This is a genomic window from Saccharothrix sabaoui, assembly GCF_051756985.1.
Classification (GTDB): Bacteria; Actinomycetota; Actinomycetes; order Mycobacteriales; family Pseudonocardiaceae; genus Actinosynnema.
On the sequence record NZ_JBPKJK010000007.1, the window covers coordinates 1 to 21,781 of the forward strand.

Below are 21,781 nucleotides of genomic sequence, written 5' to 3' on the forward strand. Positions count from 1 at the left end.
GTCGTCCTCCGACGTGGTTGGGTTCTTCGCCGACGTCCGGAAGTTCGAGAGCTACGTGGACGACTGGGCGCAGGAGTTCGGCGAGCAACTGCTGGTCGAGGCCAGCGCCGGCCGCAACCGGCACGCCGTGGCGTTCGACATGCGCGCCCGCGTGCAGGAGTTCACCCAGGCCACCCGTCGCGCGCTGGTCGACATTCGCGGCCGGACGCTGACCCACGACGGTGACCGGCGGTTGCGTCGCCACGCTCTCAACCCACGCCGCGCGCTCGACCGCTACGGCACGTCGGTGGCCGAGGAAGGCCGGGATCGCCGAACAAGATCGACCTGTTGGTGTGCCTGATCGTGGCCCGTCATGAAGGCCCTGCACCGTCACCACGCAGGCGACGTCGACCGCCTCGTGCGGGCACTGCTGAGCCACGACTGGGAGTCGGTCAACCCGTGGGCGGCCGGCTATGAACTCGACACCGGCCAGCACCCCCTTCACGCCGAAGCACATCACGCCATACCGCAGGATCGGATACCGCCTCGCCGAGGCTGTCTCGCAGCCGATCACCGGCCGCCTGGGCGAGAAGCCCGACCCCGACCACCGGTGGCTCTACCTGTTCGACACGGCCGGGCTGCGTGTGCTGTGCAACCAGCACGACCACCGGTGGTTGCGGCTGTACGACTTCACCACCACCGACCTTGCAGACCTCGATCCGGCGCAGCTCACGGCCTTGGATGCGTGATGTGCGCAGTGATCGCAAGTCTCGTCCTGTCGGGCATGTGGGTGCCTGACGCTGCGCAGTGTGATCATGAGCGTCGCTTTTCGACACTGCGGGCCAGTTCTTGAATGTGGGTGAGATTCTCCCTCACGGCGGCGGTGTTGGGGTGAGCCGGTCCCAGCACCTCGATGTGCTCGGCGAGCACGCGGTCGAGCCTGGCGATCGCGGTCGCATGGTCACCTGCTTGTGCGTGGCAGGTGGCGATGTCATTGCCGATCATCAGGGTCTCGGCGTGGCGGGGGCCCAGGGTCTCGGTGATGCTCGGGAGCAGGAGTTCGAATTCGACGAGTGCCGCCTTGTGGTCACCCGACCTGGCGCGGAGGACGGCCAGGACCTTTCGGGTCATCAAGGTATCCAGATGACCTGGCCCCAGTACTTGACGGCGATCGGCGAGCAACTGCTCGAACTCCGCAATCGCGCCGACCAGGTCGCCTGACTCCCCTCGGCATATGGCCAGGTTCGCTCGCGTCGTCAGAGTGTTCGGGTGATCGGCACCCAGACTCCGCTTCTGGTCGGCGAGCAAGTGCTCGAACTCGGTGATCGCGCCGGCGTAGTTACCGGACTCCGCGCGCCAGCGGGCCAAGTTGTTGCGCACGGCCAAGGCGTCCAAGTGGTGTGGCCCCACCGCCTCGGTCACCTCACCGAGCAACCGGTCGAATACGTCAACAGCATCGACCCGGTACCCGGCGTCGGCTCGGCACGCGGCCAGGTTGTTCCGGGTCAACCTGGTATCGGGGTGATCCGGTCCCAGAATGCGGACACGGTCGGCGAGCAGCCGTTCGAACTCCGCCACCGCGCCGGCGTGGTCGCCTGACTCCGCACGCTTGATGGCCAGGTTGTTGCGGCAGATGAGCGTGTCGGAGTGATCCGGTCCCAGGATGCGGATGCGGTCGGCGAGCAGCACTTCGAAGTGCGCTACCGCTTCTGCCGGGTTGCCACCCTCCGCTCGCCACAGGATCAGGTTGCTGCGAGTGGTGAGGGTGTTCGGGTGGTCGGGGCCCAACACCCTGAGGCAGTACTCCAGTAACCGTTCGTGCTCGGTGATCGCGGCGACGTGATCGCCTGCTTCCGCTAACCACAGACTGAGGTGGTTTCGTGTCGCCAGGCTGCCGGTGTGGTCGGGGCCAAGATGGCGGTGCGCCTGTTCGTGCAGGTCGCGGAAGTGCTCGACGGCCGCAGTGACCAATCCGGCCTCGCCGAACGACCGTCCGGCACGGAACAGCAGCCGATGCACTCGCGTCCGCCACAACTGCGGGGCGCTGGTGGCGTGCAGTTCGGTGGTGCACGAGCGAAGGGCGTGCGCAAGTTCTGTGTCGACGTCGGTGGGCGGCCAGATCGACAGGAGTGCGTCTGCGGCGGTATGAGCCGCGCGCACGTGGTCGTCATAGGTGAGCGCATCCCGTACGGCGCGTTGCACCAAAGCGTGAACCTGGACCGTCCGTGCCGGTTGGGAGGTGTCGAGGGTGATCAGGCTGAGGCGGTGCAGGTTGCCCAGGGTGTCCACCACCGCGTCGGAGTTCACCTCCCGACCTGCGACACCGGCCATGTGGCCCAGGCTGGGCTCGCTGGTGAAGAACGTGGTGGGGACACCCGTGGGGTCGAGCAGGCTGGTCAGCGCGAGCAACGGCCGGGCCACGCCTTCAGGGCTGCGGCGGTCGGCACGTTCGATGGACAGCGACCACGTCACGGCCACCGTGGCGTGGTGCTCATCGGGCAACTCTCCGCTCAGGGGAACCACCTGCCCCAAGGTCCTGCGACGGTCGGCCAGCCTTTCCCGGTAGGCCGACACGGTGAGCAGGGGGTTGTCGGTGATGAACGCTGCTGCTTGTGCCAGGGCCAACGGCAGGTATCCGAGGTCCGCGGCGAGCGCGTGCAGCCCGTTGAGGCCGTCCTGCGTGCTCCCGTGCCCAGGCAGCTTCCCGGTCAGGTAGTGCAGGGCTTCGGTTTCGCTGAACGAATCGACTGCGACGTCCGGCCGGTCCTGACGTGCCAGCAGGGCGTCACGACGCCGTGTAGTGATCACAGTGCGACCTGCGGGGTTGTTCGGTGGCCATAGCCCCTTCAGGTCGGCTGTCTCCTGCACGTCGTCGAAAACGATCAGCCAACGCCGGTCGGTGGACCCCAGCCACGTGCGCAGCTTTTCCGCAGCCTCATCGGCCGTGCCGGTGCCGGTAGCCGGATCGCTGCCGAGCACCTGCGCCGCTGCGTCCGCGTACGCCGCCACGATCGCGGCCCTCGTGGCCGCATTGATCCACATCACCAGGTCGACGGACTTGTCCCGCCACACGGCCCGCGCTTGGGATGCGGCCAACTGCGACTTACCGACTCCGCCGAGCCCCGACAGGACGACTCCGAACACGGCGGTGTCGGAGCGGGGCGTCACGATCCTGGCGATCTGCTGCTCGACCGCTCGGTGTTGATAGTGATCCGCCGGCGGCGGCGGTACGCCCAACCGCACCGGCCAGGCTACGGAAGGACGTAAACGACTGTCCGTAATGATGATGTCACGACTAGCCGCTATCGCGATACTCGAACTGTCGGCGTAGACCGACTGCACGACCGAAGGGCGGCCGTTGGGCGTCGTATCGGCGGGAACGTCGGCATCGTCGGCTAAGGGAACATCGCCACGCACCGCACGATCTTGCCACATACGTGTGTCCTGCGGGCACCGACTTGCGGCCGCGCGATGACACTGCACAGTGTTTCCGCTCTTTTGCGGATCTCGGGGCAGCCTCGTCGATGACAAGTGAAATCCGCCGACATTTGCAGTTTGAAATGCCCCTCACAGCCGTTTTCATCGCGACGTCGCAGGTCACGGCGCAGGCTGAGCAGCGGGAGCACGGTGGGCGACGCCCCACAACGGGAAACTCGTTGCGCTGTCCTGCTCTGCCGCGATCCCGCTGTCCAACCGCACCCTCGTCCGCCTGGCTGGTCTCGTCCGTGCGGAGCGGGCGCGGCGCCGCTCACGATCGCGGCGCCCCGATCCCGGCCGTCAGCGCTGCTCATGCTCATTGCGCATCCCAACACCCGCCGGCGTAGTGGACAAGGTCATCTGAATCGAGTACCACCTCGAAAGACAGGTCACTCCGGCTTCTACGGAAGACGCGACCGGCGAGGTCTTCGCGACCGCATAATGAGGTCTCCCCTACTCGCGCGAGGACGACGTGGGTACGGCGACGGCAGGAGTTGTCGCTTGGGACCACCCCGCTCGTACAGGGAAGACATCGCCCCCGACGGAGCAGTGAGATAGCCAGCCGGACCCCCGGTCACGCGGGAAGACGCAGCACCGACTCCGCGGAGCGGTACAAGCGCTGGATCATCCCCGCTCGAACGGGGAGGGGCTCGAACGCCACGACGTACCCGGCCTGGTGGGGCCACCCCCGCTCCCGTGGGGAAGACACGCTGCTCTGCGAGATGGACGTCAACGCCCAGGGACCATCCCCGCTTGCACGAAGAAGACCGCGTCACGACCAGCGATTCTACGTGCCTGGGGTCTCCGCCGAGTTCTGAAATCACCTCGGCCTGCACCGCGCCCTGGCCGCCCATGAGATTACTGCCGTCATTCGCGAGATTACTGCCGTCATTCGCGCCTGCCGCACGCATCCCACCATGGGCAGCACATCCGTCAGGCGACCGTTGCGGGCTGGATCGGCCCCTCTTCCACGCGACGAGCCGGATCGAGAACGGCGAGCGCAGGTAGATCCCGGCGTTTCACTGTTCGCGATCAGACCTGTTGTGGCGGCTCCGGTCGGTAAGGTCGCGGTGTGGTGACGAGCGCCGAGCCGCACCTCGCGCCGGAGCGGCGGCGGTGGAGTTGGCGGTACCCGGTCGAGCCGCGCTGGCTGCTGTGCGGCGGTGTCGGCGGCGACGATGACCTCGCGTTGGCGCTGTGCGCCGGGGTCGAAGGGGTGTTCGTCGACCTTCCGGCCAGATCACGGGAGCGGTTCACGCTCGTCGGCTGCACCCCGGACGGTGTGCTCGCCGATCTTCTCGACCGGTTGCCCGGCGAGGCGCACGGCACCGGACGGGCTTTGCTGGGTGATCTCTTCCTGGCGGCACCCCATTGCCGTCGTGGTGCGGTGAACAGCTGGGCGACGTGACCGTGCTCGCGCAACGGCCGAGTACCACGGTCCCGGGGACCGTGGACGTGGACCTCGACGGGTTCGTCCGCGTGCACGACCGCACGGACGAGGTGCCGCGTCCCGACCACGTCGACGAATTCGCCCTCCGGGACCGCGACGAGGCGGCATACGGCACCTGTCGGGACATCACGGGCGTATTCCGCGAGCAGGCCGAACCGCCGGTGCCACGCGTCCGACTGCTCGGATGCCGGCCGGAAGCCCCGTTGCCGACCGCCCTCGACGCGGTCGGGCAGTCCACCAAAGCCGCCTCGCGTCGCCGCCGACTCCGATTCCGACTCCACGCCGTCGCCGACGACGGTTCAACCGGCCTGGTGACCGGTGCCGGGGTGTCCGCGACGGTCGAGGCGACCGAGCCGTCGCGACTGGGGGTCGGCCTGCTCGACCTGACCGTCGTTAAGGACTGGGGAGAGCCGCTACCGGCGGGAATCCCCGACATCCTGGGGCATTGGCGCGCCGGACGGCCGTCCCGGCGTGACCTGTGGGCCGGCTACGGCCGTGAGCTGCGGCACCGGTGGTCCGCGGTGGCACTCGGCCACAGAACCGACGCGCCGAACCGACCACCCGGCGCCACCTACGAACTCCACGGCCGGTTCGTGACCGACATCGAGGGGTTCTACTACGCGACCGGAGAAGCGGTCAACGGACCGGGCGGGTACTTCGGCTTCAACCTCGACGCCCTGGAGGATTGTCTACGCGGGAGGTTCGGCACGCAGACACCGTTCCGACTCGTGTGGCACGACTCCGCTGTTGCCCACGAGCACCTCGCCGGCGGCTACGACCGGCGCCGACTGCGTCCGACGGTCACCATGCGGTACCTCCGGGACGTGCTCGCCGAGCACGACGTCGAGGTCGACCTGCGGTAGCCAGGCGCCAGCCACCGACCGGCGGCACACGAACCCCTGTCCGGAGGGCGGAAACAGACCGTTCACCCATCCGCACATGCCGATGAGTGCATGTTCGCCGACCGAGAGTCCAGGGGTGTCCCTGTAGTGTCGGCGCGGTCTGCGAGTCGGTCGCGGGCCGCTGCGGGCAGGCTTGGGTTCACGGCCATCGCGGCGCGGAGGTCCTCTCGTCGCCCGCCAGGCACTCCTGCACCGCCTCCTTCAGCGCGGCGCAGGACGCCCCTTCACTACGAGTGACGTCATTAGTCGACACGCGGCATGCGGGTCGATGGGCGCAGGCGGGTGCGGATGAACAGCCGCCGCCTTGCGGACGCGAGGCCTGCGGGAACTCGGCCGCTGCGGGGCCCGCCTCACGCCGCGCACCTACCGGAAAGCGCGCACGTGGATCGACCGGAACTTCTACGACCTGCCCACGGCCGAACAGCGCGCCAACCTCATCCGCGAACTCGACAACCGGTGGACCGACGTTCGTCAACGCCTGTTCGCAGTTAGAGATTCAACCTGTCTTATTCGAATGTCCAGACGCTTTGAATTGACCCCCCTGGCGGCTACACGAGCCCTGTCGAGGGTTTCTTCGGCGGCATCAAGAACATCGGCCTTAGCGAAGGCTTCTGCCAGCCATGAAAGATATAGTGCAACTTCGCGAACATGATTGTTGTCATAAGATGATATCGCTCTAGACAGAAGCGGCTCCGCTTCCGATGGTCGACCAAGCTCGATAAGGCACCTCCCGGCCATTACGTCGATTTCGTCTCGATTGAGCCAGTAAACCCATTCCGGCTCTTCAGTGTCGTCGGACCGCTCTTCGTAGGTGTCGTCAACCGCGTCGAGCGCCCGCATAGTGGTGGAGCGGTCCCGGGTGCGGGCGCTTGCCCATGCGACGCGTTCGAGCAGTAGTGTCTTAACCACGGGTGAAGCGCCGTCAGCGCCTTTTGTCGCTGTACGTGCCAATAGAGCGGCATCCTCGGCATTGCCCACACTGGCCATTTGATAACTGAGCGACGATAGAAGCTGTGCAGTCAGTATTCGATCGCCAGCCTCGCGCGCAGCTCCAGCGCCATCCAAGTAGAGCTGTTGGGCTTCACTGTAGCGTCCTGCATCACTTGCCACCCATCCCGCAAGTTGAGCCGTCTCTCCGATAATGGAAAGTAGACGCTTTCCAGTGGGTTCGCTGTAGCTGGCCGACCTGACAATCTTCTCAACTTTGGACAACTCTTTACGCACAAGCGGGTAAAGGTCATCTCCGTACACCACGTCGTCAAGATGACGCAGTTCAATTACTCGCCGTTCAAGTTCTTCGACCAGAGTCTTCCCGACCCGCTGACCGGCGTTCTGGCGGATGATTCCAGGAGTGTCCGCCACAAGCCACTCGTGTGCAATCCTGATCGGATCAACGGCAGGCTTTTCCTGATCGCGCAGCTTGACCAACCCTCGCTCTAGCTCATTCCTCCTAGTGGCACGCTCGATGTCCATCGCCTTTTCGTGGGCCGCAACAAGTCGCCCTCCTGCCTTCAAGTGCGCGTCCGCCATTTCCCAAAATATTTTTTCGGGAGACTGACGCCCGGCGCAGATGTGCGAAATCGACGTGCGGTCATAGTTGGTCGCCCTGGCCAGGTCGCTTCTTGTGACGCCTGAAGAGTCGATGAAGGCGGCCAGAAGCTTTCCCAATTCACGACGATATTCTGCGATTGCGTCCGGTTGACGTGCCATTGAGGCCCCCGAGTGGTCCAACTGGGTCTGTCCGCGCCATGGTCCAGCCTAGCTACCTGCACGAACGGGTGACTCGGTTAGGCGTGGGACTTCAGTGGACGGGCTTCCCCACAGGTGGTGGAGTCGCCGGCCCGAGCACTGCGCCTGTCCGGCACCGAACAAAATCTGCTCCACCGGCTGGCCTGGTACACCGCGCCAGGTTCGGACGTCGTGTCGTTGCGAGACCCGCCGAGCGTGCAACGGCTGCTCGACCCGGCTCTCGCACATTCCGGTGGTCGTCTACGACGCCGGCTGGACACTCGTGCTGGCCAACGCGCCCTACGACGCGCTCATGGGCGACACGACCACGTGGCGCGACTTGGAACGCAACGCCGTCTGGCGCAACCTCACCCGCCTGCCTTCACAGGTCGTGCACACCCCGCGAAAGCAGGCCGAACACGAGGCCCGGCTCGTGGCCGAGCTGCGCCTGACGACCTCGCGCTACTCGGCCGACCGTGGCTGCGGCGCTTGATCGCCGATCTGACCTCCGGCAGCCCTCGCTTCGCCGAGCTCCGGGACGCCGAGGCACCCCCGTCCCCGGCCAACCTGTCCCGGCGCAGGACCATCGACCACCCGGCGTCGGCCCGATCACCCTGGACTGCGACACGCTGCTCGTCGCGATGGATGACCTGCGCATCACCGTGTACACCGCCGAGACCGGCACCGAAGACGCCGACCGCCTGGCACCCGCCGTCGTTCTTGGCACCCAGTCGCTGCAGCTCTGAGCTGCTGGGGGACACGCCGTCCGGTGCCCGACTGCGTTTCCACTTGACGTCCGCTCATGCCGCTGGTGGCGTGGACCGTGAGATCAGAAGGATGTCGACATCGCGGTGGCCCACCACTCCAGTTGGGCCAAAGGTAGGCAGTAGGTCGTAAGTCCGTGCGTGCCTCGAGCAGTGATTACGATTGCTACACTGCCTAGTCTTCTGGGAGCGATGATTCACTCCTACCGGGGGCGGTTATGGGTTCAGTGCGTCGGTGGCCATGGGTTGTCTTTTTCGTGGCGACAGTGGTCGCAGGACTCGGCGCAGTGGTCGCATTCGGCGCACTCGAGACCGGGGACAAGATCGCGAGTGTGGTCAGCTGCATAGTCGGTCTCGCCGCGTTGTGGGTGACCTGGCTTCAGCCTGGTCGATTAGGCACGGTCGACGAAGCCACGGGAGCGGCCTGGGCCGCTGATCTGTTGACGGGGGCACTTGAGCGGCTCCAACGCGAGGCTTCGACCCGCGGTCTGATCTTCCCGGAGCCGCTACGAGTGCCGTGGCGGTCTGTTGGCGGGCCGTTCGCCACGAGCCCTGACGTCGTGCTCGGGCGGCTGTCGGGCGTTCGACGAACCGCCTTGAACGTGCGAGGAGACGTGACAACGCTCGGAAACCTCGTAGCCGCGCTACCCGCGCGTCAGGTTGTGATCACCGGCGCGGCCGGAGCCGGCAAAACCTCGGCCGCGATTCTTCTCGCTCCGCAGATTGTTCGCGAGGGCGAAGTGCCTCTTCTTGTCGACATGATCGCCTGGGACCCGGAGAAACATCCCCTGAACGAGTGGCTCGAGGTGTGCCTAACCGCTGTTCGGCCCGCGTCCGTGTCCGTAGAAGCTGCGCGTGCCGCCGCTGCCCGGTTGGTCGAGCACCGCGCGGTCGTCCCGTTGCTTGACGGGCTCGACGAGTTGCCATACCACCTCATGATACAAGTGATCGAGTTTCTGCACGAGTGGGATCGCCCGTTCGTGCTCACCAGTCGAACCGACGAGTACGACGCCGTGGTTCGAACCACGGGCCTAACCGTGGCCAAAGCGCTGGTGGTGCGCTTGGACCCGCTGCCGGTCCCCGAGATCGTCACGCACCTGACCGCAGGTCGGGCCGATGCCGAGGGCCGATGGGCGGCGGTGACGGCGCGATTGCGCACGCCGGGCCCCCTGCGTGAGACCTTGTCGACACCGCTGATGAGCGGTATGGCCAGAATGGCCTATACCCCTGGAAGCTCGGATCCGAGGGAACTTCTGGCGTTGGACGACGTCAACCACCTGGAACGCCACTTGTTCGATCGCGTGCACCCATCTGATGGAGCTTTCGCCTGGCTGAAAGATTTGGCACGCTTCCTCGACCGGGACGGGACTCGACAGTTGGATCTTTGTGCTCCTCTTGCCCCGGCGACTTGGTCCAAGTTCCATCGAGGTTTTCTGACCTGCTCGGTGATTTCCTCCTACTTGGCGTTCGTGTGCCTGTTCACGCTATTTGGGTGGTTCGAGTGGAGCGGCAGTGTGATGAGCATGCTGACATCGCTCACATGGTGGATTGGCTTGGCGGTCGGCTTTCTGATAGTGCGACTCGCCACCCAAAGGCGGGACCAACCAGTCATGCTGTATCGAGTCCGGACTCGACCCAAGCGAATGCTGAAGGCCGCTGCCGGTGGCGCGGTCGGCACTATCGTATTAACAATCATGGACACCGGGTCAACATTCATACCGTCAACCGAGGTGCTGACCTTCCTCATTGGGATCGTGGCTACCTCCCTCATCGGCGCTGTGGTGGGAACCCTGTCGTGGGGCAGCCTTACCGAACCTGTCGATGCAAGTGAGGCGACACACCTACTGTCGGCGATCCACCGGGACGGTTGGACGCTGTTCGCCCACTTACCCGCTCCGATCCTCGGGGCAGCCGTCTACGCGACCTTTCTGGAGCGGATGGACATACTTCCACAGACTGCGGCAGTGGCCCTGATCGCGGTTACGGTTCCCCTCTCCCGAGCTCCGGGTACGGCTTGGAGCCGCTGGGTGATATGGAGTCTCCGCATGTATCGCCACGGCCTGCCGCGCAACTTGGAGGCATTACTCGAGAATGCCCGCGAGCGGGGCATCCTGCGCGTAGCAGGAACGAGCTACCGGTTCCAGCACACCAAAATACAAGATCACTTCGCCTGTGCCCACAAGAGCAACTGATGTGGTACGCCGCTTCGACGGGAGACCGCCCGTTCGAGACCAGCCGAACGTCCTGTCATGCCGCTGATCGGGGAGCTGCATCTACAGGGGCGTGCTACGACTTCCCGGCCCGCCCGCCGCAAATGACTTCCCGGCGAGCCGGGAAAGTCTCCGAAAGGCGTCGATTAAGCTCGCCTGCCGCATGCCGGGAGTGTCGGAGTCCGGCTTCCACGACTGGAGGGGTCACGCTTCCTCGTTGTGGGCGATCCGTCAGCCTGGCTCGTCGATATGCGACCATCGCGTCGGCGGTGGGCGCGGGCCTCGGTAGGCTCCGCCTGTGCTGCTCCAGGATCAGCGGTGACCGGCGGAGACACGCTGGCACGGGCACGGCTGGCTCGACACGATGCCGACAAGCGTGTCGAGCGGGCACGTAACGAGCTCAAGCTCGCGAGTGTCAAGGCGAAAGCGCACCTGGACGTAGAGGACCGCACCCTCAAGGAGATCGCCGCCGAGATCGGCGTCTCCACCGCTCAACTCTCGAAGCTGGCGCCCGCTCGCCGCAACGCGGAGTGGGAACCCAGAGGAGTCGTCACCCTCCAAGCCCTCGACCGGTACACCGACGGCGCCTACCGGCTGGTGGCGTTGCGTGCCAGGTTCGACGAGGCGAACGACGCGCTGACCGAGGCGGAGAGCCGGTTGGGGCTGGTCGAGGCCCGCACCGACGTCGAGAGCGCGCCGCCGGCTTTCGCCCTGCCGCCCCTGCCACCGCACTTCGTGCCACGTCCGCGCAAACGTGCGGAGGTGCTGCGCGCGCTCACGGATCTGGCCGATGGCACGGGTGGCGCGGTCGGCGTCTCGTCGGCGGCCGACCTGTCCGGCGCCGGCGGGTACGGCAAGACGACGCTCGCGCTGGACGTCGCCCGCCAACCGGAGACCGGGCGACTGTTCCCCGACGGGATCGCGTTCATCGAGTTCGGTCCGCGCCCATCAGTGGTGACCCTGCTGTCGGACTGGGTCTCGATCCTGGACCCAGACGCACCCGCGGTCCGTTACGGCTCGGTGGAGGCCGCGAGCACCGCGTTCATGCGGGCACTGGGTGACCGGCGCATGCTGCTCGTGCTGGACAACGTCTGGGCGCCCGAGGACCTCGCTCCTTTCCTGCACGGCGGCCCACACTGCGTCCGGCTGGTCACCAGCAGACGCACCGACCTGCTGCCGCCGGAGGCTGTCGGGGTCGATGTCGACCGGATGGAACCGGCCGAGGCGGTCGAGCTGCTGGTGCGGGAAGTACCCGGTGCGGCGGAAGACGACGTGTTCCCGCTCTACGCGCGCAGCGCGCGGTGGCCCGTCGTGCTGGGCCTGCTCAACGGTGTGCTCCGCAGCCGGACCCGGGGCCCGGCCGGTCGGCCGGTGGCGGAGGTCGTCGCCGCGTTGACCGCCCGGCTGGACCAGTCCGGCGTGTTCGCCACCGACGACATCGCACCGGACTCCGAGCGGACGGCTGCGGCGGTGCTGGAGATCAGCGCGGAAGAGCTCGTCACGAACGGGGACTCGACGCTGCTGGACCGCTTCATCGCCCTGGCCGCGTTCCCGCCCGGAACCGCGATCGACTTCGGCCTGCTGGAGCGGCTGTGGCGGTGCGACGCGCTGGCGGTCGCGGCGGCGTGCACGGAGCTGGCGGCCAGGTCGCTGCTGGAGGCGGTCGGCACCGCGGGCGCCCGACTGCACGACGTCGTGCACGAGCACCTGCTGCGCAGCAGGTCCGAGCAGGTCCGCCAGGTCAACGCCGAGCTGGTCGCGCTGCTGCGGGCGCGCTGCCCGGACGGCGAGTGGCACCGGATCCCGGTGGCCGACGAGCAGTTCCTCGACCAGCTCGCCCACCACCTCGTCCAGAGCCGCCGGGAGGACGAGCTGGCCGATCTGGTGCGGGACTTCCGCTTCGTGGTCCGCCGGATCGCCCAGGGTGGCCCCGCCCAGCTCGACGGCGACGCGGACCGGTGCGCCGCCGCGTTCGCCGACGACCCGTGCCGGCCCCGGTTGAGCCGGGTGCTGCGGTTCGCCGGACACTTGGTGACGAGGGTGACGGATCTGCGCAGCATCGCCGCCACACTGCACAGTCGGGTCTTGGAGGACGCGGAGCTGCTCGGCTGGTTCCGGCACGTCGAGGAGGCGCTGAGCGGCGGCCTGGCGGCGATCCATCCGATGCCCGACCGCCCGGATGCCCGGCTGCGGTCGATCTCCGTCGGGCACACCGAGGCCGTGACCTGCCTGGCCTGGCGGCCCGACGGCGAACAGCTCGCCAGCGGTTCCTCCGACGGCACGGTGCGGCTGTGGACGGCGGCCGGTTCGCCGGTGCGCACCGTCCATGTGGGCAGCGGGGTGGTGCGGCTCGTCTGGAGCCCGGACCGCAGGCACCTGGCCGCGTTGACCGACTCCGACAGCCTGGTCCTGATCGAACCGATCCTCGGCGAGGTGCGCGCGACCCGACTGCCGGGCACCGACCTGTCGGGGCTGGCCTGGGCACCGGACTCGTCCGCGATCGCCGTCGGGGTCGCAGCGTCCATGCTGAGCTGGGATCCCTATGCCGGTCAGCCACAAGGTCTGTGGAAGCTGTCGTTGCAGGAACAGGTCCGGGACGTCGTCTGGCCGACGCGCGGGCCGGCGGTGGTGACTCGCAGCGGTGTCCACGGCCTGTTGGACGGCACGACCTCCGGTTGGCACATCCCGCTGGACCTCCCCGGGTCGCTGCTGGCGTGGTCGCCGGAAGGCGGTCGGTTCGCCGTGGCGGAGTCCGGGACGCGGGTCTGCGTGGTCGCCGCCGACGGGAGCGAGGCGACGACCGAGGAGATCCCCGGCCACTGGGGCACGTCGCTGGCCTGGAACCACGACGGCACGATGCTCGCCTGCGGCGGGCAGCAGGGAGAGGTGCTGCTGTGGGGCCCGCCCGGCTCCGGAATAGCCGACCTGCCGAGGAACGCGGACGGGGTCACCGCGCTGGACCGGCAGCAGGGCATCGACTTCCGGCGGACCAGGGTGTCGGCACTGGCCTGGCACCCCGCCCGCCCGACGCTCGCGGTCGGCTCGCACACCAAGGACGTGCGACTGTTCGACCTCGACCGGCCGCCGGGCCTGCCGGACACCACCCAGGTCAACTGCGTGCGCTGGCATCCGAACCGGCTGCTGGTGGCAGCCGCTGCCCAGGACGGCGAACTGGTCCTCGCCTCGGCCGCCGACCCACCCGACCGGTGGACCTTCCCTGTGCACGAGCACGAGGTGCGGGCCGTCGTGTTCGCCCCGGACGGCACCGCGCTGGCCACGCTCGCCGAGGACGGGTTCGCGCTGTGGGAGTTCACCGACCACGAACTGCACCACGTCGCGAACCCGATCGAGTTCCGGCGCGGCAGCGCCCTGGCCTGGTCGAGCGGGAACCTGGTTGTGCTGGGCGGCGACGGCGAGGTCGTCCTGGTCGACGCCATGACGTGGCAGACCGTCGCCCGGATCGAAGTGGACGGTCCGGCCAACAGCGTGGACGTCCACCCGGGCAGCGGACAGATCGCGATCACCGCGTCCGGCACGACCGTGCTGGTGCACGACCCGCGCACGGGCCGGACCCGGCAGCTGGAGGGGCACACCAGCACGGTCAGCGCCGCCCGCTGGGAACGTTCCGGGACGCTGCTGTCGGCCGGATATGACGGCCGCGTCCTACGCTGGGAAGTCGGAACGGCCCCGACCCTGCTCGCCCAGCACGACGCACCGGTCTGGGACGTGGCCGTGGACCCGACGGCCGACCGCGCCTTCACCGTGACCACGGCCGGTGTGCTCGACGAGCTGGCGTTGGACCGCTCCGCGCCGCACCATGCGCAGTCGGTGGCCGTCGACGGCGCTTTGGCGGGCGTGGCGGTGTCGCCGGACGGGCGCGAGGTGGTGGCGTGCGGCGCCTCCGGGCTGTACTTCTTCCGTCGCACCTGACCGGCATCGGAGTGGTTCGCCGAATGTCACCGCTTCGGCGGTAATGCTCGCGCCGGAAACGGTGAGACTCGATCTCGTGATCCGATTATCCAACGTTCACAACAAGATCAGCGGGATGGTGGCGGGCACCGTCGTGCAGGCCGGTGTCATCGAGCAGGTCGTCCTGCCGGTGCCCGACACCGTGCCCGTACCGCGGCAGCTGCCCGTCGCATCCGGTGACTTCACCGGTCGGGCCGCGGAGACGGCAGCCCTGGATGCGCTGCTGACCGCGTCCGCTGCGAGCCCGGTGTGCGTGATGGCGGGCCCCCCTGGCGTCGGTAAGACGACCCTTGCCGTGTGGTGGGCGCACCGGGTGCGCGACAGCTTCCCCGACGGCACCCTGTTCGTGAACCTGCGCGGCCACGACCGGGACCGGCCCGTGGACCCGTCGTCGGCGCTCGTGTCGATCCTGCACGCGTTGGGCCTGCCCGAGACCCGCATCCCGGTGGACCTCGCCGACCAGTCGGCCGTGTACCGGTCGTTGCTGGCGACCAGGCGGGTGCTGGTCGTGCTGGACAACGCGGGCAGCGCCGAGCAGGTGCGGCCACTGCTGCCCGGCACGCCGGGCAGCGTCACACTCGTGACCAGTAGGCGCGCCCTGATCGGGCTGACCGTCACCGACGGCGCCCGGTCGTTGCCGCTGGGCCTGTTCGCCCGCGCGGAGGCGGAGACCCTGCTGCGCCGGGTCCTCGGCGCCGATCGGGTGGACCGGGAGCCCCAGGCGGTCGCGCGGCTGGTCGAGCTGTGCGCGCGGCTGCCGCTCGCCCTGCGGGTCGCCGCGGGCCGGGTGGCGGCCCGACCCCTGAGCCGGATCGCCGACCTCGTCGCGGAAATCGAGCACGACCGGTTGGACGCGCTGAGCGACACCGACGACGACCGCAGCGCGGTGACGCGGGTGTTCGACTGGTCCTACCACCGCCTGCCCGACGACCTCGCGCGCCTGTTCCGCGTGCTGGGCCTGCACCCCGGACCGGAGTTCGGCCCGGACGCGGCCGCCGCGCTGTCCGGCACCGATCCCCGGACTGCGGCCCGGCGCGTCGAAGCCCTCGTCGACGCCAACCTTGTCACCCCGGTCGCACATCGCCGCTACCACGTCCACGACCTCCTGCACCTGTACGCGAGCCGACGTGCCGAGGCGGACGACCCGGTGGAGCGGCTGGCCGAGGCCAGGCGCGACGGGCTCGCCTGGTACGCGCGCACCGCGCTCGCCGCCGACCGGCTCGTGTTCCCCGCGCACCCGCACGTGGTCGTCGATCTCGACGGGCCGCCCGCCGCGATCCCGGCCGACCGTGCCCAGGCGTGGGCCTGGTTCACCACCGAGCACCGCACGCTGCTGCCGGCGTTGCGGCAGGCCCTCGCCCACGACCTGCACGACATCGCCGTCGCCTTGGCGGCCTCGATGAGGTACCTGGTGTTCCGGCCGGTGGCGCTGTGCCCGGTGCGCCTGGAGGTCGAGTCGGCGGGCCTGCTCGCGGCCCGTGCGCGTGGTGACGTCGAGGCCGAGATGGCGTTCCTGCGCCGGCGCGCGGACACCTACCAGCTGCTGGGCAGGTGGGAGGAGTCCGACGCGGACCTCGCTGCCAATGTCGAGTACGCGGTGGCCGGCGGCGACCGTCTGCAGCTCGGGAAGGCGCTGTGCGGCCTGGGGCACAGCCGGACGTTGCAGCGGAGGCTGGTCGAGGCGCGCGACCACTACCTGAGGGCGTTGCCGCTGGTTCGAGGCAGCGGCTACGTCGAGGCCGTCGTGGAGTCCAATCTCAGCCGGATCAGCGCCGGGCTGGGCAAGCACGCCGACGCCGTCGCGCACGCCGAACGCGAGTTGGTGCTGCGCCGGTCGGGCGACGACCCCGTGGGCGTGGGCTACGCGTTGCACGACGTGGCGGTCGCCCACCAGTGCGCGGGCGACCACCAGGCGGCCGTCGAGTTCGGCGAACGGGCCATCGACGTGTACCGGGAGGCCGTCGCGACGGACAACTACCTCGTCGACGCCCTGCACACCGTCGCGCTCTCCCACGAGCACCGAGGCGAGGTCGACGCCGCCCGGGGCTGCCTGCTGGAAGCGGCCGAAATCCTCACCCGCCTCGGCGATCCCCGGGCCGAACCCCTGCGTGAACGGGTCCGTGCGATGTCGTACCCCCGACCCGGTCGCTACTGACCCGGTCCGCACGCGGGGCACAGCGGACTCGGCGCGTCGAGCACGGCGACGGGCACCATCCGCGACGTGACGACGTTGAACCCGCGCCGGACGTTGACCACCGGGGGTGGGACGTCGGTGATCAGGCTGATCACCGCGTGCGCGGCGGCGTTGCCCGCGTACCCCACCGTGATGGCGTTCGCCGCGTGGGGTGCCTCCACACCAGCGGCCGGAGGCCACTCGGTCCGCTCGGGCAGCCGGGCAAGGCGGGCGCGTTCCTCCGCGGCCCCGCACTCGAAGCACGGCCCCGTACCCGGGACGAACAGGCCGATGCTGACGAGCGGCCCGTGGTAGCCGCTGCACACCCACGGCGTGCCGGTCTCCAGGCACGCGCGGTTGGCCCACGACCGGATGTCGCGCGGCTTGTCGGCGGTCAGCAGCAGGACGTCGAAGCCCGCGGCGAGTCCGCGCAGGACGTCCGGGCCGGTCACGTCGAGCACCTCGCCGCTGATGTCGATGGTCGAGTTGTGCGCGCGCAACCGACGCACCGCCGCCTCGGCCTTGAACGCCCCTTCATCGGCCTCCTGGTACAGCAGCTGCCGGTTGAAGTTGGAGCGCTCCACCACGTCGCGGTCGACGCAGTGCACCCGGCCGACACCGGACTGCACGAGGTTCATCGCCGCCACGCAGCCCGCGCCACCGAGTCCGACGATCACGACGGAGGAGCCGGCAAGCGCGTCCTGGACGTCCCAGCCGGAACGGCCGGGCGTGAGGTCCATCCACTTGTACAGCTCGACGCTTCGGCTGTACCTGTCCCGGTCGACCCCGGCAGGCGGCGCTTCAGCTTCTTCCAGGTGGCCGGCCAGTTCAAGGTCGGCCACCGCCGCGCGCACCAACTCCTCGGTCGTGCCCGGGAACCGGTCACGCATGGCGGTGACGACCGCGTCGAAGATCCGTCCGTCGAGCAGTCCGAGCAGCACCCACAACCACCCGCCGTCGTCGGCGAGGTCCAACCGGATGCCGGGTACGATCCCGCCGAGCCGGATGTGACCGTCGCTATAGCGGACGGGCCGGTGCGCGAACTTGATCCGCGGCCTGCGCACGACTATCCCTCCACCGTGCCGTGGGAGAACAGCACTTCACGTTCGGCCGGAAACAGCCGCAGCACGGTAAAGGCGGGTGGCCGGGAGCCCGGCCGGCGGGCGGCGTGCGACCGGACGGCGACGGGACGCCGGTCCCGGTTCGAGCGAGTGGGCGCGGAGGAGGTACGCATCCGAGTTTCTCCCTGACCACCAGGCCCGCGACATGGTGTCGCGGAAGACAACCGGCGCGACCATGTTCTCCTTTCCGCACGTTTCCGGCTTTCCGCCAATTTCCGAAACAGCCGCCACCCGGCGCGCTCCGCCCAAACACGTTAGTTCGCAATTGAAAAACCCAACCAGTCACAGGAGCCGAATTATTGAATCGAAAGTAATCGGTTGCCTGCAGGCTGGCCGGGTGGTCGAGGTCGAGGGTGCGCACCGGTTGTCGCCTGCGGAGCAGGAGGTGTTGCGGTTGCGGGTGGTAGCGGCGCTGGAGTCCGGGCAGGTGGAGGGCTACCGGCAGGCGGCGGAGGTGTTCGGGGTCTCGGTGCGGTCGGTGGGCACCTGGTGGCAGGCCTACCGGCAGGACGGTCGCGGCGGCCTGGCGACCCGCCGGGGGCGTCCCGGTCCCGCCGAGCTGATCAGTGCGGAGGACCGGGGCGCGCTGTTCGCGGCGATGGCCGACTACAGCCCGGAGGAGTTGCTGATCGGCGGCCCGTTGTGGACCCGCCAAGCGGTGGTCGAGCTGATCCGGCTGGTCGTCGGCGCGGACATGACCGAGCAGGGCGTCGGGTTGTGGCTGCGCCGGCATGGCTTCACCCCGCAGCACCCGGCCCGCCGCGCCTACGAGCAGCAGCCCGCCGCCGTACGCGCATGGCTCGATGAGGACTACCCGGCGATCGAGGCACGCGCCAAGGCCGGGGGCGCGGCGATCGCGTGGGTCGACCAGTGCGGACTACGCTCGGACGCCGCGCCGCCCGGCCGGTCCTGGGCGCCGAAGGGACGCACGCCGATCGTGCGGGTGACCGGCAAACAGCTGCGGGTCAACGTCATGTCCGCGGTCGCCTCACGCGGCGCACTGTGGTTCACCGTGTTCACCGTGTTCACCGTGTTCACCGAACGCTTCACCGCGACCGTGTTCACCGCATTCCTCGACCGCGTGGCCCGTCAGGCGGGCAGGAAGGTGCATGTCGTCGCCGACCGGCACCCCGTGCACCGCAGCAAGGCCGTTCGCGCCTGGCTCGAGGCCAACACCGACCGCATCGAGCTGCACCACATGCCCGGCTACAGCCCCGAGCTCAACCCGGACGAGCTGCTCAACGCCGACCTGAAACGCAATGCCAACGCCTCCCGGGCCCACAACGCCGGCCGGCTCGCCCACGAGACTCGTCGGTTCCTGCGCCGTCGCCAGCGACAGTCGCATATCGTCCGCGGCTACTTCCGGGCCCCGCACGTCCGCTACGCACATGTAGGCAACCGAACACTTTTGACTTAATAACGGCTCTGCGGATTCACCCGGTCGGAGCGACGCCCATCCGCCACGCCAGGCCGCGCAGCTCCCGGCCGCCGGAGTCGCGCTGCGCGCGGCGGAGGTGGTCGCTGACGACCTCCCGGACGAACACGTCGTTGCGGACGCGCTGTGGGGCCAGGCGCTCCGCGTGCAACAGCATCGCCAGACCGCGCTCACGCGTGGCGGCCCCCGTCATCAGCGAGCGGCCCAGGTCGGCGTAGAACTCGGCCTGCCGCCCCGGCGAGGGGATCACCTCCGGGTGCACGTCCTTCGCGATCTCGGCGACCTTCGGGCCATCCCCGAACTCGGTGGCGAGGGTGACCCGCCATACCCCGACGTTGGCCCGGCCGAACCACATTCCGGCGAACGAGCCCACCTCCGTGTCGAGCCGGTCGGCCGCGTCCTGTGCCTCGGCGAGGTGCACGGCGGCGGTGTCGCGGTCCGACTGCGCGGCCGACGCCAACGCGGCGGACAGGTGCAGCACCCCGTAGGACTGGAGCACGTCGGGATCGTCGAGATCGGGGACCAGCTCGTCCGCCGTGCGGACCGCCCGGCGGTACTGCTGGGAGCGGGAGAGCGGCCCGGCCGCGTCGCCGCGCAGCCAGGCGGCGAACCCGCGCCAGGCCGGGGCGTCCAGTTCCTCCGCGCACCGCGCCGCCAGGCGGGCGGCGAGCAGCGGCAGGCCACGGCCGCCCAGGCGCTTGGTGGTCCACATGGCGGCGTCGTAGCAGCGGATCAACGCCCGCAGCACGTCGTCCCGCCGCTGCGGGTGCCGCACGTAGACGGCGTGCAGCTCGGCGATCAGCTTCGGCGCGAGCCGCCCCTGCGCCGAGTAGTCGGAGTGCACGTGCGTCAGATCGGTCAGGTGCTCGACGTCGGCGGCGATCTGCGGCCAGTCCCGCACGGGCACGCCCGGGTCGTCGCCAAGTTCGAACAGCTCCAGCGCGGTCTCCAGGCTGAGCAGACCCGCCTGCGCCTCGACGTCGAAGGGTTCGCTCGGCGCGTGCGGTGCGCCGGTCAGCTCGGCGGGGGCGACCCGGAGCGCGCTGGCCAGCGCTTCGAGCGTCGACCGCTTCGTTACCGGCCGCAGGCCGCGTTCGATCCTCGACAGATACGGGGCGCTGATCCCGGCGAGCCCGGCGACGGCGGTCAGGCTGAGCTGCCGCCATGACCGAACCTCGCGGAGCCGCCGGCCGATGTGGTTGTCGTTGATGTCCACGCGCACCTCCTCGGTCACTCCAAGGGTAGCCGGGCCAGGTCGGCGCATCATGCGCGTGACGACCTGCTTGGATGACCCGATGCCGTTATTGAGCCGAAAGTGATCGTCTTCCGGCAGGTTGATCACTCGTGATCGAGGTCGAGGGTGCGCACCGGTTGTCGCCCGCGGAGCGTGAGGTGCTGCGTTGTGGGTGGTGGCGGCGTTGGAGGCCGGGAAGGTCGAGGGCTATCGGCAGGCCGCGGAGGTATTCGGGGTCTCCGAACGGTCGGTGGGCACCTGGTGGCGCGCCTACCGGCGGAAGGGTCGCGACGGCCTGGCGACCCGCACGGGGCGTCCCGGCCCGGCCGAACTGGTCAACGTCTTGCCCTTCGGAAGGTACCTGGGCAGCACCTGGTGGCAGGCGGCCGTGCCCAGCTGGAAGCCCGGCGAGCCGCACGTCTGGTGGTTGATCACGAGTTCGGCGTGGGTGGCCGGGGTGTCCAACCAGCAGGTGGGCGGCCTTCATCTCGACGTGCTGGCCCAACCGCATGGTGACGACGCCGAGCCGGGCCATGCGCGCCTCGACGGCCGGACTCCAGGTGCCGTCCCGGCCGGAGGTCATGGTGCCGTGGTCGACCTCGCCCACACGCACCCGGCCCACGGTCCTCTCCCCCTCGGCGCCGCGCCGCACCCGGCGAGGCAGATCGTCCACGGCCCACTGCGCCTGCGGCGGGTATCGGGAGCCGTCGCGAGCGGTGGCGTGATCGACCGCCTCGGACCGGGACTGTGGCACTCGTCCGAGCACCGGTTCGGGTGCCTGCGCGTTGTCCCGTCGCCGCGGAGCCGTACGCGCCGGCACGGCCGCCGGTGGCGCGGTGCCCGTGGACTCGGATTCGCGCAGCCTGGCCGGCAACGCCTCCAGCGCCTCCCGCCACGCCGCGAACGCGCCGAACACGGCCTTGAAGGGGTGCTCGGGATCGAAGCCGTCCTCGACGCCCACGGCTGCCCACTGGTCGGCCAGGTCGTAGCGTGCCGAACCGCGCAGCGCCTCCAGCAGGCCGGTGTGGGCATCGGCCCACAGCTGCTCGGCGTGCCGCACCGCCGCCACCGCCTCGTCCGCCTTGCGCTCGACCACGCTCAACCGGGCAGTGCGACTCACTGTGCCACCTCCACAGCCGGAGCGGCCGATCGCCGACCACCGGCACGTCCAGCCGAGTACAGCCGACGTGTGTCGGCTCATTCAGCCTGCGCCACGCAACTCACCGGCGGATGCGTCCACGACGACCTCGACGAACACCGGGGCGATGGGCTGTGCCGCCCCACGGTCACCGCCACGACGATGCGCAGTCCGCTCCGTCGCCCGTGACCGCCCCGACCC

Annotated in this window: 14 protein-coding genes and 1 pseudogene; 11 read left to right on the top strand and 4 right to left on the bottom strand. The window is 69.1% G+C overall.

Features of this window, described 5'->3' with window-relative positions; translation table 11 throughout:
- Positions 1–340 (top strand): annotated as a pseudogene (locus tag ACR807_RS03690) (hypothetical protein); the annotation flags it as partial.
- 112 nt (positions 341–452) lie between these two features.
- Positions 453–728, top strand: coding sequence for a hypothetical protein (locus ACR807_RS03695; RefSeq protein WP_438919754.1), 276 nt, complete (start codon positions 453–455; stop codon positions 726–728).
- 64 nt (positions 729–792) lie between these two features.
- On the opposite strand, the gene ACR807_RS03700 is transcribed toward ACR807_RS03695, so the two are convergent.
- Positions 793–3,396, bottom strand: coding sequence for a tetratricopeptide repeat protein (locus ACR807_RS03700; protein WP_438919755.1), 2,604 nt, complete (start codon positions 3,394–3,396; stop codon positions 793–795).
- A gap of 1,135 nt (positions 3,397–4,531) precedes the next feature.
- Between ACR807_RS03700 and ACR807_RS03705 the strand changes: the two genes are divergently transcribed.
- Both ACR807_RS03705 and ACR807_RS03710 read left to right on the top strand, forming a co-directional pair.
- Positions 4,532–4,864 carry a hypothetical protein gene (locus ACR807_RS03705; RefSeq protein WP_438919756.1) on the top strand — a complete coding sequence of 111 codons (333 nt, stop codon included), beginning with the start codon at positions 4,532–4,534 and terminating at the stop codon, positions 4,862–4,864.
- Positions 4,861–5,769 (top strand): barstar family protein, encoded by a 909-nt coding sequence (locus ACR807_RS03710; RefSeq protein WP_438919757.1) that lies wholly within the window; start codon positions 4,861–4,863, stop codon positions 5,767–5,769. The genes ACR807_RS03705 and ACR807_RS03710 overlap by 4 nt, the downstream gene beginning before the upstream one ends.
- A 510-nt stretch (positions 5,770–6,279) precedes the next feature.
- Here ACR807_RS03710 and ACR807_RS03715 read toward each other — a convergent pair.
- A complete protein-coding gene (locus tag ACR807_RS03715) occupies positions 6,280–7,476 on the bottom strand; it encodes an NsdA family TPR-like regulatory protein (RefSeq protein ID WP_438919758.1) in 1,197 nt (398 codons plus the stop codon).
- A gap of 313 nt (positions 7,477–7,789) precedes the next feature.
- On the opposite strand from ACR807_RS03715, the gene ACR807_RS03720 reads away from it, so the two are divergent.
- The 5 genes from ACR807_RS03720 to ACR807_RS03740 all read left to right on the top strand — a co-directional run bounded on the left by ACR807_RS03720 (position 7,790) and on the right by ACR807_RS03740 (position 16,634).
- Positions 7,790–8,029 carry an MmyB family transcriptional regulator gene (locus tag ACR807_RS03720; protein ID WP_438919759.1) on the top strand — a complete coding sequence of 80 codons (240 nt, stop codon included), beginning with the start codon at positions 7,790–7,792 and terminating at the stop codon, positions 8,027–8,029.
- Positions 8,013–8,282: an MmyB family transcriptional regulator gene (locus ACR807_RS03725; protein ID WP_438919760.1), complete on the top strand. Its 270-nt coding sequence runs from the start codon at positions 8,013–8,015 to the stop codon at positions 8,280–8,282. The genes ACR807_RS03720 and ACR807_RS03725 overlap by 17 nt, the downstream gene beginning before the upstream one ends.
- Positions 8,283–8,557: 275 nt before the next feature.
- Complete coding sequence (locus ACR807_RS03730) at positions 8,558–10,492, top strand: NACHT domain-containing protein (protein WP_438919761.1); 1,935 nt, start codon at positions 8,558–8,560, stop codon at positions 10,490–10,492.
- 336 nt (positions 10,493–10,828) lie between these two features.
- Complete coding sequence (locus ACR807_RS03735; RefSeq protein ID WP_438919762.1) at positions 10,829–14,440, top strand: WD40 repeat domain-containing protein; 3,612 nt, start codon at positions 10,829–10,831, stop codon at positions 14,438–14,440.
- Between the two features lie 76 nt (positions 14,441–14,516).
- Entirely contained in the window at positions 14,517–16,634 is a 2,118-nt protein-coding gene (locus tag ACR807_RS03740; RefSeq protein WP_438919763.1) for an ATP-binding protein, read from the top strand.
- Here the strand turns inward: ACR807_RS03740 and ACR807_RS03745 are convergent.
- Positions 16,628–17,716, bottom strand: a complete 1,089-nt coding sequence (locus ACR807_RS03745) for a HesA/MoeB/ThiF family protein (RefSeq protein ID WP_438919764.1) — start codon at positions 17,714–17,716, stop codon at positions 16,628–16,630. The two genes, ACR807_RS03740 and ACR807_RS03745, sit on opposite strands and share 7 nt — an antisense overlap.
- Positions 17,717–18,110: 394 nt before the next feature.
- On the opposite strand from ACR807_RS03745, the gene ACR807_RS03750 reads away from it, so the two are divergent.
- The gene (locus tag ACR807_RS03750) at positions 18,111–19,190 is read left to right on the top strand and encodes an IS630 family transposase (RefSeq protein WP_438919765.1); all 1,080 of its coding nucleotides are present in this window, start codon (positions 18,111–18,113) and stop codon (positions 19,188–19,190) included.
- 16 nt (positions 19,191–19,206) lie between these two features.
- Here the strand turns inward: ACR807_RS03750 and ACR807_RS03755 are convergent, their stop codons facing one another.
- Positions 19,207–20,424 carry a helix-turn-helix domain-containing protein gene (locus tag ACR807_RS03755; RefSeq protein WP_438919766.1) on the bottom strand — a complete coding sequence of 406 codons (1,218 nt, stop codon included), beginning with the start codon at positions 20,422–20,424 and terminating at the stop codon, positions 19,207–19,209.
- A gap of 268 nt (positions 20,425–20,692) precedes the next feature.
- Here ACR807_RS03755 and ACR807_RS03760 point away from each other — a divergent pair, with 268 nt between their 5' ends.
- Positions 20,693–21,769 carry a hypothetical protein gene (locus ACR807_RS03760; RefSeq protein ID WP_438919832.1) on the top strand — a complete coding sequence of 359 codons (1,077 nt, stop codon included), beginning with the start codon at positions 20,693–20,695 and terminating at the stop codon, positions 21,767–21,769.
- Positions 21,770–21,781 lie beyond the last annotated feature (12 nt).

Bases quoted from the DNA above. Each gene is read 5' to 3' on its own strand.
- ACR807_RS03695 (WP_438919754.1), top strand. From the start codon at position 453: ATGAACTCGACACCGGCCAGCACCCCCTTCACGCCGAAGCACATCACG.